Annotated in this window: 14 protein-coding genes and 1 riboswitch; of the genes, 2 read left to right on the forward strand and 12 right to left on the reverse strand. The window is 72.1% G+C overall.

Features of this window, described 5'->3' with window-relative positions:
• Positions 1 to 170 precede the first annotated feature (170 nt).
• Complete coding sequence (locus tag AW273_RS22745) at positions 171 to 2,297, forward strand: bifunctional polysaccharide deacetylase/glycosyltransferase family 2 protein (RefSeq protein ID WP_062351464.1); 2,127 nt, start codon at positions 171 to 173, stop codon at positions 2,295 to 2,297.
• On the opposite strand, the gene AW273_RS22750 is transcribed toward AW273_RS22745, so the two are convergent.
• The 6 genes from AW273_RS22750 to AW273_RS22775 are packed head-to-tail and all read right to left on the reverse strand — an operon-like array spanning position 2,275 to position 6,658.
• Positions 2,275 to 2,850, reverse strand: a complete 576-nt coding sequence (locus tag AW273_RS22750; RefSeq protein WP_062351467.1) for an endonuclease/exonuclease/phosphatase family protein — start codon at positions 2,848 to 2,850, stop codon at positions 2,275 to 2,277. The genes AW273_RS22745 and AW273_RS22750 overlap by 23 nt on opposite strands.
• 59 nt (positions 2,851 to 2,909) lie before the next feature.
• Positions 2,910 to 3,854: an ROK family glucokinase gene (locus tag AW273_RS22755; RefSeq protein WP_062351470.1), complete on the reverse strand. Its 945-nt coding sequence runs from the start codon at positions 3,852 to 3,854 to the stop codon at positions 2,910 to 2,912.
• 19 nt (positions 3,855 to 3,873) lie between these two features.
• On the reverse strand, positions 3,874 to 4,299 hold the full coding sequence (locus AW273_RS22760) for a DUF5304 family protein (protein ID WP_062351472.1): 426 nt from the start codon (positions 4,297 to 4,299) through the stop codon (positions 3,874 to 3,876).
• Positions 4,296 to 5,444, reverse strand: a complete 1,149-nt coding sequence (locus tag AW273_RS22765; RefSeq protein ID WP_062351475.1) for an ArsA family ATPase — start codon at positions 5,442 to 5,444, stop codon at positions 4,296 to 4,298. The genes AW273_RS22760 and AW273_RS22765 overlap by 4 nt, the downstream gene beginning before the upstream one ends.
• Positions 5,441 to 5,875: an SRPBCC family protein gene (locus AW273_RS22770; protein WP_062351478.1), complete on the reverse strand. Its 435-nt coding sequence runs from the start codon at positions 5,873 to 5,875 to the stop codon at positions 5,441 to 5,443. The genes AW273_RS22765 and AW273_RS22770 overlap by 4 nt, the downstream gene beginning before the upstream one ends.
• Positions 5,876 to 5,890: 15 nt before the next feature.
• Entirely contained in the window at positions 5,891 to 6,658 is a 768-nt protein-coding gene (locus tag AW273_RS22775; protein WP_157556051.1) for a metallophosphoesterase family protein, read from the reverse strand.
• 184 nt (positions 6,659 to 6,842) lie between these two features.
• Between AW273_RS22775 and AW273_RS22780 the strand changes: the two genes are divergently transcribed.
• The gene (locus AW273_RS22780) at positions 6,843 to 8,588 is read left to right on the forward strand and encodes an AMP-dependent synthetase/ligase (protein WP_062351599.1); all 1,746 of its coding nucleotides are present in this window, start codon (positions 6,843 to 6,845) and stop codon (positions 8,586 to 8,588) included.
• Here AW273_RS22780 and AW273_RS22785 read toward each other — a convergent pair.
• From AW273_RS22785 to AW273_RS22810, 6 genes are all read right to left on the reverse strand, one after another.
• Positions 8,579 to 9,697, reverse strand: coding sequence for a glycosyltransferase family 4 protein (locus AW273_RS22785; protein ID WP_062351482.1), 1,119 nt, complete (start codon positions 9,695 to 9,697; stop codon positions 8,579 to 8,581). The genes AW273_RS22780 and AW273_RS22785 overlap by 10 nt on opposite strands.
• The gene (locus AW273_RS22790) at positions 9,694 to 10,935 is read right to left on the reverse strand and encodes a M48 family metallopeptidase (RefSeq protein WP_062351484.1); all 1,242 of its coding nucleotides are present in this window, start codon (positions 10,933 to 10,935) and stop codon (positions 9,694 to 9,696) included. Before AW273_RS22790 ends, AW273_RS22785 begins: the two co-directional genes overlap by 4 nt.
• Entirely contained in the window at positions 10,932 to 11,711 is a 780-nt protein-coding gene (locus AW273_RS22795) for a gluzincin family metallopeptidase (protein ID WP_062351487.1), read from the reverse strand. Before AW273_RS22795 ends, AW273_RS22790 begins: the two co-directional genes overlap by 4 nt.
• 83 nt (positions 11,712 to 11,794) lie before the next feature.
• Positions 11,795 to 12,298, reverse strand: a complete 504-nt coding sequence (locus AW273_RS22800) for a C40 family peptidase (RefSeq protein WP_062351490.1) — start codon at positions 12,296 to 12,298, stop codon at positions 11,795 to 11,797.
• A gap of 121 nt (positions 12,299 to 12,419) precedes the next feature.
• Positions 12,420 to 12,579, reverse strand: a riboswitch (cyclic di-AMP (ydaO/yuaA leader).
• A 253-nt stretch (positions 12,580 to 12,832) separates the two neighbouring features.
• Positions 12,833 to 13,774 carry a C40 family peptidase gene (locus AW273_RS22805; RefSeq protein WP_232327550.1) on the reverse strand — a complete coding sequence of 314 codons (942 nt, stop codon included), beginning with the start codon at positions 13,772 to 13,774 and terminating at the stop codon, positions 12,833 to 12,835.
• Positions 13,775 to 13,911: 137 nt separating this feature from the next.
• Positions 13,912 to 15,228, reverse strand: coding sequence for an NYN domain-containing protein (locus AW273_RS22810; protein ID WP_083949959.1), 1,317 nt, complete (start codon positions 15,226 to 15,228; stop codon positions 13,912 to 13,914).
• Position 15,229 lies beyond the last annotated feature (1 nt).

Raw genomic sequence — 15,229 nt, forward strand, 5'->3', positions numbered from 1 at the left:
GACCGTGATCGGCCGGTCGGATGACCTCGACCGGCTCCGGCCGCCCGCGCCCCTCCCGCCCCGGTCGAACCGCCGTCTCGTCCCCCGGCGGGATGAGACCGCCGCCCCGGGGCCGCTCGCCGCGCCGGCGACGCCCGCCGGCGACGGCGAGGAGCACGACGGCCGCCGGCGTGCCCTCCGGGCCCCGGGGGCACTGGTTCCTGTTCGCCGTCGGCCTGTTGCTGGTCGCCGCCGCGCTGACGCTCGACGGGTACGCCGCCAACGTCGTCGGTGAGACGCGGCCGGGCCCGCCCGGTGCCGGGCCGTCCTCCCCGGAGTCGGCCGAGGTGCGGCGCGGTGGTCCCGTCGTCAACGTCAGGGGTGGCCGGCCCGCCAGCGTGCGCCTGCCGGGCCGGACCGTCGCGCTGACGTTCAACGACGGCCCCGACCCCGTCTGGACCCCGCGGGTGCTCGACGTGCTCGCGAGACACGGCGCCAAGGCCACGTTCTTCGTGGTCGGCGCGAAGGTGGCGAAACACCCCGAGCTGACGCGGCGCATCGTCGCCGAAGGCCACGAACTGGGCAACCACACCTATACGCACGCCGACCTGACGGCCGTGCCCGGTTGGCGGCTCCGGCTGGAGTCGTCGCTCACGCAGCGGGCCCTGGCGGGGGCGACCGGGCTGCACACGACGCTGACCCGCCCGCCCCACTCCCCGCCGACCTGGGGGATCACGGCTCTCCAATGGGCGAGCATGAAGGAGCTGGCGGCCGAGGGCCATCTCATCGTCCTGACGGACCTCGACGCGAAGGACTGGAGTCTCCCGGGCACGGCCGAGATCGTGGTGTCGTCGCTGCCCGCGAAGGGCGAGGGCGCCGTCGTCACGATGCGCGACTCCGGCGGCGACCGGCGGCAGACCGTCGAGGCCCTCGATCTCGTCCTGGAGAGGCTGACGGGCGAGGGCTACCGGGCCGTCACGGTGACCGGGGCGATCGGCATGCCGTCGGCGCACCGGCGGGCCGGTGGGGTCGACCGGTTCTTCGGCGCCGCGCTGAATCTGGCCCAGCGCGCCTCGGAGACCTTCACCGACGTGCTGCGATGGGCGCTGTTCACCGCCGGTGTGCTCACTCTGGGGCGGTTCGGCTTCTTCATCGTGCTCGCGGGGGTGCACGCGCACCGTACGCGAGGGGGAACCAGGCGCGGGTGGTCCGGCCCGCCGCCGGTGACCGTGATCGTGCCCGCCTACAACGAGGCGGCGGGGATCCGGGCGACGGTCCGCTCACTGGTCGAGACCGGCTACCCGGGCGAGGTCGAGATCCTCGTCGTCGACGACGGTTCGACCGACGGCACCGCCGACCTGGCGGCGTCACTGGGCCTCCCCGGCGTACGGGTGATCCGCCGGCCCAACGGCGGCAAGCCGGCCGCGCTCAACACCGGCATCGCGCAGGCCTCGCACGAGCTGCTCGTCATGGTGGACGCCGACACCGTCTTCGAACGCGCCACGATCGGCCGCCTCGTCCGCCGGTTCGCCGACCCGGCGATCGGCGCGGTGAGCGGCAACACCAAGGTCGGCAACCGGCGTGGCGCGATCGGCCGCTGGCAGCACATCGAATACGTCATCGGCTTCAACCTCGACCGCCGCGCCTTCGAACTGCTCGGCTGCATGGCGACCGTGCCCGGCGCCATCGGGGCGTTCCGGCGTTCGGCGCTGGTGGCGCTGGGCGGGGTCAGCTCCGACACCCTGGCCGAGGACACCGACCTGACCATGGCGTTGTGCCGGGCCGGATGGCGCGTGGTCTACGAGGAGAACGCGGTCGCCTGGACCGAGGCGCCGGCCTCGCTCGGCGGGTTGTGGCAGCAGCGTTACCGCTGGTGCTACGGCACTCTGCAGGCGATGTGGAAACACCGGCGCGCCGTCTTCGAGCGCGACCCGTTCGGCCGCCGCTGCCTCGGCTACCTGACCCTGTTCCACGTGCTGCTGCCGCTGCTGGCGCCGGTCGTCGACGTGATGGCGGTCTACGGCCTCGCCGTGGACGACCCCCTGCCGGTCGTGACGGCGTGGGCCGGCTTCGTCGTGGTGCAGGTGGCGATCGGCTGGTACGCCCTGCTCCTGGACGGCGAACGCGCCTCCGCGTTGTGGATCCTGCCGCTCCAGCAGTTCGTCTACCGCCAGCTCATGTGTCTGGTGGTCATCCAGTCGCTGGTGACGGCGCTGCTGGGCGTGCGGTTGCGCTGGCACGGCATCCGCCGGGAAGGCACCTTCACCGGCGACACCGGCGACACCGCCACCCGGTTCACGGAAGCCGCAGGTCGGTGACGACCGGCCGGTGGTCCGAGGCCACCGTGAGATCGGCCTCGTCCGCGCCCGCGACCCCCCGCGCCAGCGCCGCCACGCCACGCCCGGTGAAGATCGCGTCGATGCGCTTGCCCGCGAAGGTCGCCCCGTCGCCGCCCTCGTCGTACCGCGCGGCCAGATGTTTCCACGCCGCCGCCCCCGGCAGCTCGTTCAGGTCGCCGGCCAGGACCGGCACCGCGTCGAAGCGGGCCGCCACCGACTCGGCGCGGCGCACGATCTCCACGGCGTGCGCCAGCCGGGCGCCCGCGTGGAGGTCGAGGTGGAACGACACGGCGGCCAGCCGCAGGCCCTCCGCCTCGACCACGGCGACCGCGATCGACCGGCGTTCGAGGCCCGGGAACCAGCGCAGCCGGTGGTGCTCGGCGTGCACGAGCCGTACCCCCGGCCTGACCAGCACCGCCACCCCCGAGAAGCGGGAGTGGCAGGCCGTTTCCAGGCCGGTCAGCCGGGCGAAGGCGAACCCGAGGCCGCGTTCCTGCACGCACAACACGTCGGCGGCCAGCGCGCGCACCACCCGTGCCAGGGCGGTGCGGGAGTCGCGGAGGCCGTGGAGGTTGTAGGTGGCGACCCGGATCAGGGCAGCCGGGCCAGGTCGGCCGCGCCGACCACGCCGGCGGAGGCGCCGAGTTCGGCCAGCCGCACCTCGGCGACGGGGCGGTGGCCCCGGCCGGTCAGGCGCTCGGCGAAGGACTCGCGGGCCTGGTCGAGCCATAGGTCGGCGGCGTTGGAGACGCCGCCGCCGAGGATGAAGCAGCCGGGGTCGAGGATGGACGCCAGGTCGGCCAGGCCCTGGCCGATCCAGCGGGCCATGTTGGCGAACGCGTCGAGGGCGACCGGGTCGCCGGCCCGGCCGGCGTCGGTGATCTCGCGGCCCTCGATGCTCTCGGGGGTGCCCCCGGCCAGCTTGAGCATCACCGCGGCCCGGTCGGGGTCGTCGGCGGCCATCCGCCGGGCGTCGCGGACCAGCGCGTTGCCGCTGGCGTACTGCTCCCAGCAGCCGAGGTTGCCGCAGCCGCACCGCACGCCGTCGGGCACCGTCTGCATGTGGCCGAGCTCGCCGCCCATCCCCCAGCGGCCCCGGTAGACGGAGCCGCCGAGGATGAGGCCGCCGCCGATGCCGGTGCCGACCGTGACGGCGATCAGGTGGCTCTCGCCCCGGCCGGCGCCGAAGCGGAACTCGCCCCACGCCATCGCGTTGGCGTCGTTCTCGACCACGATGGGCAGGCCGGTCATCTCGGTGAGCTTGCGCTGGAGGGGCTCCTCGCGCCAGGCGAGGTTGGGGGCGAACCGGACGACGCTGCGGGTCTCGTCGATGAAGCCGGCGGCGCCGACGCCGACGGCCTCGACCTCGTACGAGTCGGCCAGCTCCTTGATCGCCTCGGCCACGGTCTCGGCGACCTTGGCGGGGTTGTCGGCCGGAGTCGGTTTCAGGAGACTTTCGACGATCAGGCCGTGGGCGTCGACCACGCCCGCGGCGACCTTGGTGCCGCCGATGTCGATGCCGATGGTCAGCGCCATGTCGTCTCTCCCGTCAGGCTCAGCCCAGATCGATGTGCTCTACCTTCGAGTCACCCGCCGGGTCGGCCGGCCCGCGTGGAGACGCCGGGCGCTGCAGGGAGTCGACCGCCTGCCGGAAGGCCGCGAGCAACTCGCTTCCCGCCGCCATCAGATGGTCGCTCACGTCGCCGCCGGCGTCCCGGCGGGCCGCGATCACCCGGCAAACCGGGCAAGCCCGGCAGATGTACTCCTCGTGATCATGCCCTGAAACCGCCTCGCTCCACACATCCTGAGGGGCGGAAGTCGTGCGGGGGCGCTGGGTGGTGCCGGTCACCCCGGAGAAGGCGCCCTTCACGAAGCCCTTGCCGAGCTCCCGGCCGACCCGCTGCTGCAACGCGTCGAGCAGCTTCAACGCCTCGTCGGCGGCCGAGCCGAAGGGGTCGGGACGTTCGTTGCTTTCCGTCATATCTCGAACCGTACCCGGAGTCGGCCATCGCGGAGCGCCGCCTGGGCGACCTCTCGCCGGGCCAGTGCGGCCGGCAGCGCGATGACCCGGCGGTAGGGCCCGGCGGTGATGATCAGTTCGTCGGCCTTGCGGGCCAGGTCGATGTCGTTCTTGCCCGCCAGGGGCAGCGAGAGCACCACCTCGTCGGCGGTGAAGCGCAGCGGCGGCTCGCCCGTGACCGGGCCGAACGCGTCGGCCGTGCCGTAGAGCTCCTCGGCGACGGCGGCCAGCGCCTCGACGCCGACCGGTTCCTCGGGGAGGTAGGGCACCCGCAGGATGGGCAGCGGCTCGAACGACGCGCGCACCGTCTCCATCTGGCGGGCCTGCGCCTCGACCCATCGGGCCCGCCACGGGTCGGCTCCCCCTTCGGGGAAGACCCGGTTGGCGACGACGGCGTCGACGCGATATCCGTACAGGGAAAGGGAGGTGAGGGTGCGCCGGGCCTCGGCGACCACCACCGCCTCGGGCGTGAGCACCAGCCGCACCGACGCGTCGTCGCCGGTCAGCAGGGCGCGCACCTCCATCAGGCCCTTGTGGAGCCGCTCCCCGGCATTGATCACACCCTCTCCGGGGGCGCTGATCTTGGCGACGGCGCGGATCACGGGGGCCGCGGCGCGCATCACCCGGCGGCCGATCGGCAGCAGCCGGGTCACGTGCCAGTCGAGCGCCTCGGGCAGCGCCAGCAGGCGCAGGGTCTCGGCGGTGGGCGCGCAGTCGACCACGACGACGTCCCAGCGGCCGGTGCGGGCCTGCTCACGCAGCTCCAGCAGCGCGATGATCTCTTCCGCGCCGGGCAGCACGGTCACCTCTTCGGAGGTGATGGCGTCGAGGCCGAGCTCGCTGAACAGGCCGCGTGCGTATTCCTGCAGGTCGCCCCAGTGGCGTTCCATCGCCTTCTGGGTGTCGACCTGCTGCAGGTAGAGACCGCGGGTCACCTCGGCGGGCTCGCCCGACGGGTCGGCCGCGAGCGCGTCGGCCAGCGAGTGGGCGGTGTCGGTCGAGACGACGAGGGTCTTGAGCCCGCGCCGGGCGGCCAGCGTCGCGGTGGCCGCGGCCGCCGTCGTCTTGCCGACGCCGCCCTTCCCCGTGAAGAGGAGCGTTCTCATGCCTTCTCGACGCGTTTCTTCAGCCCTTTCAGGGCCGTGTCGATGATGACCTTCTCGGCCTTGCGCTTGATCATGCCGATCATCGGGACCTTCAGGTCGACCGCCAGTTCGTAGGTGACCTCGGTCGAGGCGCCCTTTTCGGCGAGGCGGTAGCTGCCGGTCAGGCCGGACACCATCTTCCCGGCCTCGGCGATCTGCCAGCTCACGAGGTCGTCGGACCAGGAGTAGGCGAGCACGTAGTCGTCGCTGATCACGCCCGCGTCGAGGACGAACCGGACGGTCGCCGGCCGCCCGTCGCCGCCGGTCGAGAGGACCTGCGCCGACTTCACCTGCCCGGCCCACTCCGGGTAGGAGGGGAAGTCGGCGATGACGGCCAGGATTGTCGAACGGCTCGCGCCGATCACGATGCTCGACGTGGTGCGATCAGCCATGCAGCCGACCTTAGCTCACAGGTCCAGGGTGAACGGTGTCCCGCGTCCCCGGAAATGCCCGACATTGAGGCATTCGGTACGCCCTATTCGTGTCCTCGGCACCAGAGGTTGGTGGACGTGCCCGAAGAGTGCGTAGCGGGGCTGATGGGTCCGGATGTAGTCGAGAGTGGCCTCGCTGCCCCGCTCGAACCGTTTGGCCACCACGTCGTAGAGCAGGTCGGGGATCGCGGGCGGGATGTGCGTGCACAACACGTCGACCGGGCCGAGGGCGGCGACCTTGGCGGCGTAGACCTCGTCGGGCACCTCGTAGGAGGTGCGGTAGCGCGTCCGCAGCCCGCCGCCGACGAAGCCGAAGGTCAGGCCGCCGATCTCGGCCGTCTGGCCGTCGAGCACGGTCTGCCCGGGACGCACGTAGTCGGCCCAGAGGGAGGGCACGTCGACGTTGCCGTACGTCAGGTAGGAGGGCACCGGCATGGCGGCGAACAGGTCGGCGTACTGGGCCCTGACGGCCTTCTCGATGTGCTCGCGGGGGTCGCCCCCGAGTTCCGCCCACAATTCCGCCGACAGGGCCCTGGCCTCGTCGAACCGCTTCTCGGTGCGCAGCCGGATGTATTCGGTGGCCCGCTCGTGGCCGAACAGGTCGGGGAAGATGCCCTGGGAGGTGTCGGCGTAGTCGATGAACAGCACCAGGTCCCCGAGGCAGATCAGGGCGTCGGCCCCGACTCCCGCCTTGGCGAGGGCGTCGGCACGGCCGTGGACGTCGCTCACGACGTTGATGCGCATGGCCGACATGATATTCCCGAACTAGCGCTTGGTTACGATCTGGTGCCGGTGGGCATTCGGGCGGTCACGGGCTGATACCTTGCGATTGACCGGATAACGCCTGTGTGACGGCTCTATCCCAACCTCGTGTCACGCGGTAGCGTCCCGGGAAACCTGACCGAGCCGGGTCCTATGAGGAGTGACCGTGCAGGAGTACACCGTTCCCGTGCTGGTGGACGTTCCCTTGTCGGCCAACTGCACCGACGCGGTGTTCCAGCGGGCCGCCGACACCCCCAACGCCGTCGTGATGAAGGTGCAGGACGGCGACCAGTGGAAGCCGGTGACCGCCGCCGACTTCCGGCAGAAGGTCGCCGGGGTGGCCAAGGGCCTCATCGCCACCGGAATCGAGCCGGGCGACCGCGTCGCCCTGATGAGCCGCACCCGCTACGAGTGGACGATCGCCGACTACGCCATCTGGGCGGCCGGCGGCGTGGGCGTGCCGATCTACGAGACCAGCTCCACCGAGCAGGTGCGATGGATCATCTCCGACTCCGGCGCGCGCGGCGCGTTCGTCGAGACCGCGAGCCACCAGGAGACCCTGCGTGAGGCCGCCCCCGACCTGCCCCACGTCTGGACCTTCGACGACGGCGCGATCGAGGCGCTGATCGAGGCCGGCCAGGACGTGCCCGACGACACCCTGGCCGAGCGCCGGGCCTCCCGGGGCGGCCACGACCTGGCCACCATCATCTACACCTCGGGCACCACCGGCCTGCCGAAGGGCTGCCAGATCACCCACGACAACCTGCTGTTCACCGCGCGGAACGTGGCGCAGGGTCCGCTGGAGAAGATGTTCTCCCTCGACGAGCGGGCCGTGCTGCTGTTCCTGCCGCTCGCGCACAGCTTCGCCCGCATGGTCGAGATCGTGACCGTCGAGACCGGCACGGTCCTGGCCCACACGCCGAACATGAAGAACGTGGCGCCCGACCTGCAGGCGTTCAAGCCGACGTTCCTGCTGGGCGTGCCGCGCGTGTTCGAGAAGGTCTACAACGGCGCCGAGCAGAAGGCCACCGCCGACGGCAAGGGCAAGATCTTCGCCACCGCCGCGCAGGTCGCCATCGACTACAGCAGGGCGAAGAACGACGGCGGGGCCGGGCTCGGCCTGCGGCTCAAGCACGCCCTCTTCGACCGGCTCGTCTACACCAAGCTGCGCGCCGCCACCGGCAGCCGCCTGACCCACGCCGTCTCCGGCGGGTCGGCGCTGGGCGAGCGCCTCGGCCACTTCTTCCGCGGCGTCGGCATCGAGGTGCTGGAGGGCTACGGCCTGACCGAGACCTCCGCCCCCTCCACGGTCAACATCCCCGGCGCGAACAAGATCGGCACCGTCGGGCGGCCGTTCCCCGGGGTCACGATCCGGATCGCCGACGACAAGGAGATCCTGGTCAAGGGCCGCCACATCTTCAGCGGCTACTGGAACAACGAGAAGGCCACCGCCGAGGTCATCGACGCGCAGGGCTGGTTCCACACCGGCGACGTCGGCGAACTCGACTCCGACGGCTACCTGCGCATCACCGGCCGCAAGAAGGAGATCCTGGTCACCGCGGCCGGCAAGAACGTCGCCCCGGGCCCGCTGGAAGACAGCATCCGGGGCCACCGCCTGATCAGCCAGGTCCTGGTCATCGGCGACGACAAGCCGTTCGTGGCCGCGCTGGTCACCCTCGACCCCGAGGCGATGGCGGGGACCGACCTCACCGAGGAGCAGATCAGGGCCGAGGTGCAGGGCGCGGTCGACAACGCCAACAAGATGGTGTCCAAGGCCGAGCAGATCAAGAAGTTCGTCATCCTCGAAGGCGACCTCACCGAGGAGAGCGGCCACCTGACGCCGTCGCTGAAGCTCAAGCGCAACATCGTGATGCGCGACTACGCCAAGCAGGTCGACGAGATCTACGGCTGACCGACCGGCGCCCTCAGCAGTTCCCCGAAGCGGGCGGCGACCTGGTCCCAGGTCCACTCCCGCTCGATCCACTCCCGGCCGCGCGCGCCCATGGCCCGCGCGGCCTCGGGGTCGCGCAGCAGCTCGATCAGCGCGGCGGCGATCTGCCGGGCCGAGCCGCCGTCGACCACCAGCCCCGTCTCGCGGTGCCTGACCGCGTCGGGCGCCCCGCCCGACGCGCCCGCGACCACCGGCAGCCCGCTGGCCGAGGCCTCCAGGTAGACGATGCCGAGCCCCTCGACGTCGAGCCCCGCGAGGCGGGTCCGGCAGGGCATGGCGAACACGTCGCCGGCGTCGTAGTAGGCGGGCAGGTCGCGGTCGGGCACCGGCCCGGTGAACCGGATGTCGCCCCGCCCCCTCGCCGCGCGCTCCAGGGCCGCTCTCCCCGGCCCGCCGCCGACCAGCAGGAGTTCCGCTTCCGGTACGGCCCTCGCCACCTCGGGCCACGCCTCGATCAGCCGGTCCTGCCCCTTCCTGGCGACCAGGCGGGACACGCAGACCACCACGGGCCGGTCTCCCAGCCCGAGCTCGGCCCGCACCCGCTCGCCGCCCGCGCCGGGCCGGAAGACGCCGGTGTCGACCCCGGGCGCCAGCCGCGCCAGCTTCCCGGGCGGGATGCGGGCCGCCAGGTGAGCCCTCGTGTAGTCGCCGAGGTAGGTGACGACGTCGGCGTGCGCCCCGATGCGGCGCAGCACCCCGCCCGCGAGCGGCAGCCGGGCCCACGAGGCCTCGTGGCCGTGGGTGAGCATCACCACCCGCCCGGCCCCCGCCGCGCGCAGCGCGCCGCCGAGCAGGCCGAGGGGCGCGGCGGCCCCGAACACCACGGTCGAACCCGGGTGGACGAGCGCGCAGGCCCGCCGGGCCACGGCGCGCGTCGGCAACATCAGGCTGGTCGGGTGGCGCACCACCTGGTAGCCCTGCCGGGCGTCGAACTCGGCGCAGCCCTCCCAGCGGGGGGCGTACACGACGACCGAGGAGGCGGGCAGCCGGACGGCCAGGGCGTGCACGAACGACTGGATGCCGCCCGAGCGCGGCGGGAAGTCGTTGGTGATCACCACGACCCGGGTCACGGCACCTGCCGGCCGTGGAGGAGCGCCCACGACCGGGCCATGGCGATGCGCTGCGGCGAGGTCGGGTGGGAGGAGTAGAGGACGTACTCCAGCGGGCTCGGGCTCAGGTCGGAGATGTTGCGGACGGCCAGGTTGCGCTGCATGGCGGCGAACGTGACGGGGTCTTCGGTGATCGCCAGCGCGTGAGCGTCGGCGCGGGCCTCGATGTGCCGGCTGACGAGGTTCTGCGCGGGCCCCGAGAGCACCGTGCCGAGGGAGACGAGCCCGACCAGCAGCGCCGCCGCCTTCGGGTCGCCCAGCGACGGCACCCCGGTCCGGCGGCGCAGCAGGTTGCCCGCCACGAACAGCGCGCACGCCCCGAACGCCGCCCCCAGCGCCCCGACGAGGGTGCCGTGGAGGACGTCGTCGGTCTTGGCGTGGCCGAGCTCGTGGGCCACGATCAGCTCGATCTCCGGCTCGGGCACCTGCAGCAGCGTGTCGTAGACGACGATGCGCCGGGTCGCGCCGAAGCCCGAGACGTAGGCGTTGAGCGCGGTCGTGCGCCGGGAGGCGTCGGCGACCAGCACGTCGTCGACCGGCACCCCGTCGCGGTCGGCCATCGCCAGCAGGCTGTCGCGCAGCGGCCCCTGCTGGAGCGGCCGGAAGTCGTTGAAGACCGGCTCGACCACGATCGGGTAGACGAACGACAACGCCAGCGTCAGCGAGAACGCCCCGAGCGAGGCGGGGATCCACCAGCGGCGCGGCCACCGCCGGGCCAGCGCGATGACCACCACGACCATCACGGCCGACAGCAGGAGCTGGAGCCCGAAGTTCTTCAGCCGGTCGGCGCTCCAGGTCCCCCAGGTCTGGGTCGACAGGCCGTAGTCGCGCAGGACCGTCTCGAACCACATGCCGAGCGGCCACCGGATCGCCAGCGACACCACGTAGATCCCGGCCACCGCGGCGAGCGCCCGCGACCACCAGGGCCCCCGGAGCCGGTCGATCAGCCGGGCCCCCAGCGGGGTGGCGACGAACACCGCGGCGATCACGAGCGTGACGGCGAGCGACAGGTAGGACGGCAGGCCGGTGGCGGCGTCGAAGGCGTCGGCGCGGGCGATCTCGGCGGCCCCGAAGTCGCGGGCCGGATCGGGCGTCACCTCGGGCGCGCCGCCGGCGAGCGCCTGCCACGGCGTGGTCACCGCCACCACCGCGACGATCGCCACCCCGAGCCCCGCCAACGCCACGGCCGCGGCCTTCATCCCCGTACGTTCCACTCCGCCTCCGGAACACTTCGTATCACGTAGTCGCGCCAGGCCGCGGTCAGCTCGGCCTCGCCGACGCCCAGCGTGCGCCGCAGCGCCGTGGCGGGGTCGGCCTGGGCCGCCCGGTAGAGGGCGGTCAGCGCGGCCTCGCCGTAGCGCTCGGCGATGTAGCGGCAGGCGAGCCAGGCCTCCTGGTAGGCCTGCGGGACCCGCGCGCCCCCCGCGCGGAAGTCCTCCCGATCCGGCAGCTCCCGTGGCGCCCGCCGGTCGGCGGCGAGCTCGGCGGCGACCACCCCGGTCGCCAGCCCGCTGTCACGGTAGCCGACGTAGTCGGCGTAGCCCTCCACGAGCCAGACGGGCATGTCGGGACGGGTCGCGGCTCCGGTGGCGACGTGGGTGAGCTCGTGGGCCAGCACGATCACCCGGCCCTGGGCCGACAACGACGCCCAGCCCCGCGGTTCGATCACCACGAAGCCGGGGCCCGCCAGGGCGGCCATGCCGGTCACCGGGGCGGGGCGGGCGATCTCGGCGGCCCTCTCGGTCGTGGCGGGCGCGAGGACGGTCGCGGTCACCGGGGCGCCCCACACCCGCGCCACGGCCTCGGCGGCCCGGTCGGCCTCCCCGGCCAGCCCGGGGAAACGGTCGCCGGCCGCCAGCACCCGGACGTGCTCGCCCCGGACGGCGACGGGCCAGCTCTGGCCGTACAGGACCTCGGGGGGCCGCCCGGCGGACAGGACGGCCAGCAGCACACCGACCGTCACCAGGAACCGCATGTCAACGGATGGTACAAAAACCCCGCGGCCCCGCCCGCCGGGAAGGTGGCGGACGGGGCCGATCGGTACTTCGCCGGGGGTGTCTAGATCCCGGGCCGGACCGCGCCCACGAAGGTGCGCTTGCGGTAGGTGTCCAGCTTGTCGATCCGCACCCGCGAACCGGAGTTCGGGGAGTGGATCATCTTGCCGTGGCCGACGTAGATGCCCACGTGGCCGCCGCCGCTGGTGAACACGAGATCGCCCGGCTTCATCGCCTTCCAGCTGATCTTCTTCTTCACCGAGCTCTTCTGCGACCAGGTGGTACGGGGCAGTTTGACGCCCGCCTTGCGCCAGGCGAACTGGACCAGGCCGGAGCAGTCGAACGCGCCGGGACCGGTGGCGCCCCACCGGTAGGGGTCGCCGATCTGCTTCTTCGCGACGGCGACCGCCCTGCTCGCCAGGACCCGCTGACGCTGGGCCTTGCTGAGCTTCTTGACGCGCTTGGCGGACTTGCTCTTGGCCTGGCTCTTCGCGGCCGAGGGAGCGGCGGGCGCCGCCTCTCCCGAGACCGGGACCGCCGTGGTGTTCCTCGTGACGGTGACCGTCACCTCATCGGCCAGCGCGGGAGGCGCCGCGACCGCTCCGACCGAGGCCGTGAGCGTGACGCCGCCAAGGGAGAGGCGGGCGATGCGGGACAGGCATGCGGGGGTGGTGGACAGGATTGCTCCTTGGGTCTTCCTCTGATGCCTACCGGGTTAGCTGACGGATTCGGGCAGGGAAGTCGCCCTACGGCGTGATTTCTCGCCGATTCACCCCTGGCTCCGCGAGGGAACCTATTGGGTCCCCGGTTCCATGCCTCCTGGCTGCATGGATTCGGCTGTGCCGCGTGACGTACGACACATGGATCTTTATTAAGACATCAGCGCCTACGCGCCGGACTGTCCGCGGACGGCATGGCTTGCTCGTCGCGAAGCCAGAAGTTACCGACTCCGCCATAAGTCGGCAAAGTTTTGGCAGAAGATAAAGATCAGATAAACTCCGGCGCTATTCGAAAACGCCTGCATATCACGGGATTTCGGAGGGTGATGTGACTCTGGTCACACCCCTTGTCACAGAACCCGAAAAAAGCCCCAGACGACACGCTAGGGACGAACGGCTTTGTCGGGGTTGTACTGGGCGAGAGGGGTGATCTTCACCACGTCGCCGGTCTGCGGCGAGTGCACCACGGAGTTCTGCCCGGTGTAGATGCCGACGTGCCCGAAACCGCTGTGCCAGACCAGATCCCCGGCCTGGAGGTCGCTGATCTGGACCTGGCGGTTCTTGCCCCAGGCCCACTGCTCGTAGCTGGTGCGCGGCAGGCTCACCCCGCCGGCCCGCCAGGCGGCCTGGACGAGCCCGGAGCAGTCCCAGGCGCCGGGGCCGGTGCCGCCGTACTGGTAGGGCTTGCCGATCTGGGCGAAGGCGAAGTCGAGGGCGGCGCGGGCGTTGCCGGAGGCGGGGCCGTTGTAGACCTGGCCGGTGCTCTGCGGGTTGCCCGGGTTGAAGGCGCCCAGCTCGCGGAGCAGCTTCATCTGCTCGTCGACCATCTTGTCGGTCTTCTTCTTCTTGGCCGCCAGGTCGGCGCGGACCTCGGTGGCCTCCTCGTAGGCGGCCTTGCGCTGGTCGCGCTGCTGCTTCAGGCCGGCGATTGCGTCCTCGAACTCGGTCAGCCGGAGCTGGCGGCTGGTGGCGAGCTGGTTGATGATCGCCATGCCGCTGAGGGCGTTCTGGGGGGCCGCGGTGCCGAACATGCCCGAGAGGCTGCGGATGTCGCCCGTCTGGTAGCTGGAGACCGCCAGGCCCACCACGGCGGCCCGCAGGGTCTCGACCTTCACGTTCTGCTTCTTGAAGCCGACGTTGACCAGGTCGTACTGCTTCTTGGACTTCTTGTACCTCTCGTTGGCCTGGTTGTACTCCTCGACCAACTGGTCGGCCTGCTTGTTCAGCTTCGCGAGCTTGGCCTTGGCCTGGGGGATGGTCGGCTTGGGATCGGCCGCCGCCCCCGTGATCGGAAGAAGCAGAACGAACGCCGCAAAACCAGCCACGGCCGGTACCCGCCCACGCACGCCCGAAACCCCCTCCATACCGGACAGACCTGGGTCGGGACTTTACTCAGCGGATCATGTACCCTCAACCGATTCGCCGGTATTCGCGCAGGTCATCACGTCAAGCGACGACGTGATCACGCACGGCCAAGACGGCGAAGGAGCAATACGGAAGGAACCGGACGAGCGCCCATTTTCCGGACGGAGACCGCGACCTCTCGGTCGGAGGACACCACCGCGATGGCGCGGCCCGGGGGCTCGATCTGGACCATCTGCCGGATGAGGTCGTCGGCTATCTGACCGGGCGCGCTGAACGCCACCCGCACCCCCCGTGGCGCCGACACCTGGACGGGCCCGTCGAGCTCGGCGCCGTCGAACACGCACGTGATCTCCACCCGGACCTGGACGGCCAGCCCGCCGAGCCCGGTCAGCAGGCGCTGCCGCTGGTCGGCGAGGGTGAGCGTGCCGTAACCGGACTTTGTCACGTTGTAGCCGTCGATGATCAGGTGGAGGTTCGGTATGGCGAGGAGCTGGTCGAGCAACTGCGGGTCGTCGTCGGCCAGCGCGCGGGCCGGCACGTCGCGCACCGACGGGGCGGTGCCGCTGACGGCGGTCACGTAGTCGGCCGGCCGGCTGATCGTGGTCGGCAGGGCCAGTTCCTTGCGCAGGCCCTTGGCGGCGTCTTCGAGGGCGTCCATGAGCACCCGGATGCGGGCGTCCTCGACCGAGCGGCCCTCGCGGGCGGCGCGGCGGCTGGCCTCCAGGTGCCGCTCGGCCTCGGCCAGGCGCTCCTTCAGGCGGCGCACCTCGGTCTCGGCGGCGGCCCCGGCCCCGGCGACCCGGGCGCGGGCGTCGGCGGTGGCCGCTTCGAGCTCGCCGGCCCGCTGCTCGGCGGCCTTGGCCCGCTCGCGGGCGTCGTGAAGCTTGCGGCGCAGGTCGGTGTTCTCGGCGCGGGCGGCCCTGAGCTGCTCGCGGACCCGGTCGATCTCCTCCTTGGCGGCGGTGCGCTGCTGGGCGAGCTGCTCCTTGAGCCGCCCCTCGGCCTGCTCACGCTGGGTGTCGAGGGCGGCGGCCTGATCGAGGTCTTCGCGCGCCAGTTCGACCATCCCGGCCCAGCCGGGCGGCCGGGTCAGATAGGCTGCCGCCGCGACCAGCACGGGCTCGGCGGCGGGCGGAATCGTCTCCTCGGCGAGCGAGGCGACGAGCTCGGGCCAGGCCTGGGTGAGCGACTCGGCGACCAGTTCCCGGAACTTCTTGTCGTTCTCGAGCTGGGCCGCTATCGGCGCCGACCCCAGACGGGCCCGCTTGCGCGGCTCGAACCTGGCGACGGCGCGCAGGGGCGCGGGCACGCCCGCGGCGGGCATCGTCCCCAGCACCTGCGCCGCCAGTTCGACGACGTGTGTTCGCACCTGCTCGGGCAGGGGACGAGACAGGCCCTCTCCGGCTGAACTCATC

Source organism: Herbidospora yilanensis, from assembly GCF_001570565.1.
Classification (GTDB): Bacteria; Actinomycetota; Actinomycetes; order Streptosporangiales; family Streptosporangiaceae; genus Herbidospora; species Herbidospora yilanensis.

Coding starts and splice junctions, on each gene's coding strand:
- AW273_RS22765 (WP_062351475.1), bottom strand. CDS start 5,444: ATGAGAACGCTCCTCTTCACGGGGAAGGGCGGCGTCGGCAAGACGACG.
- AW273_RS22795 (WP_062351487.1), bottom strand. CDS start 11,711: ATGCGGTTCCTGGTGACGGTCGGTGTGCTGCTGGCCGTCCTGTCCGCC.
- AW273_RS22810 (WP_083949959.1), bottom strand. CDS start 15,228: ATGAGTTCAGCCGGAGAGGGCCTGTCTCGTCCCCTGCCCGAGCAGGTG.
- AW273_RS22755 (WP_062351470.1), bottom strand. CDS start 3,854: ATGGCGCTGACCATCGGCATCGACATCGGCGGCACCAAGGTCGCCGCG.
- AW273_RS22775 (WP_157556051.1), bottom strand. CDS start 6,658: ATGCGCATCAACGTCGTGAGCGACGTCCACGGCCGTGCCGACGCCCTC.
- AW273_RS22760 (WP_062351472.1), bottom strand. CDS start 4,299: ATGACGGAAAGCAACGAACGTCCCGACCCCTTCGGCTCGGCCGCCGAC.
- AW273_RS22790 (WP_062351484.1), bottom strand. CDS start 10,935: ATGAAGGCCGCGGCCGTGGCGTTGGCGGGGCTCGGGGTGGCGATCGTC.
- AW273_RS22770 (WP_062351478.1), bottom strand. CDS start 5,875: ATGGCTGATCGCACCACGTCGAGCATCGTGATCGGCGCGAGCCGTTCG.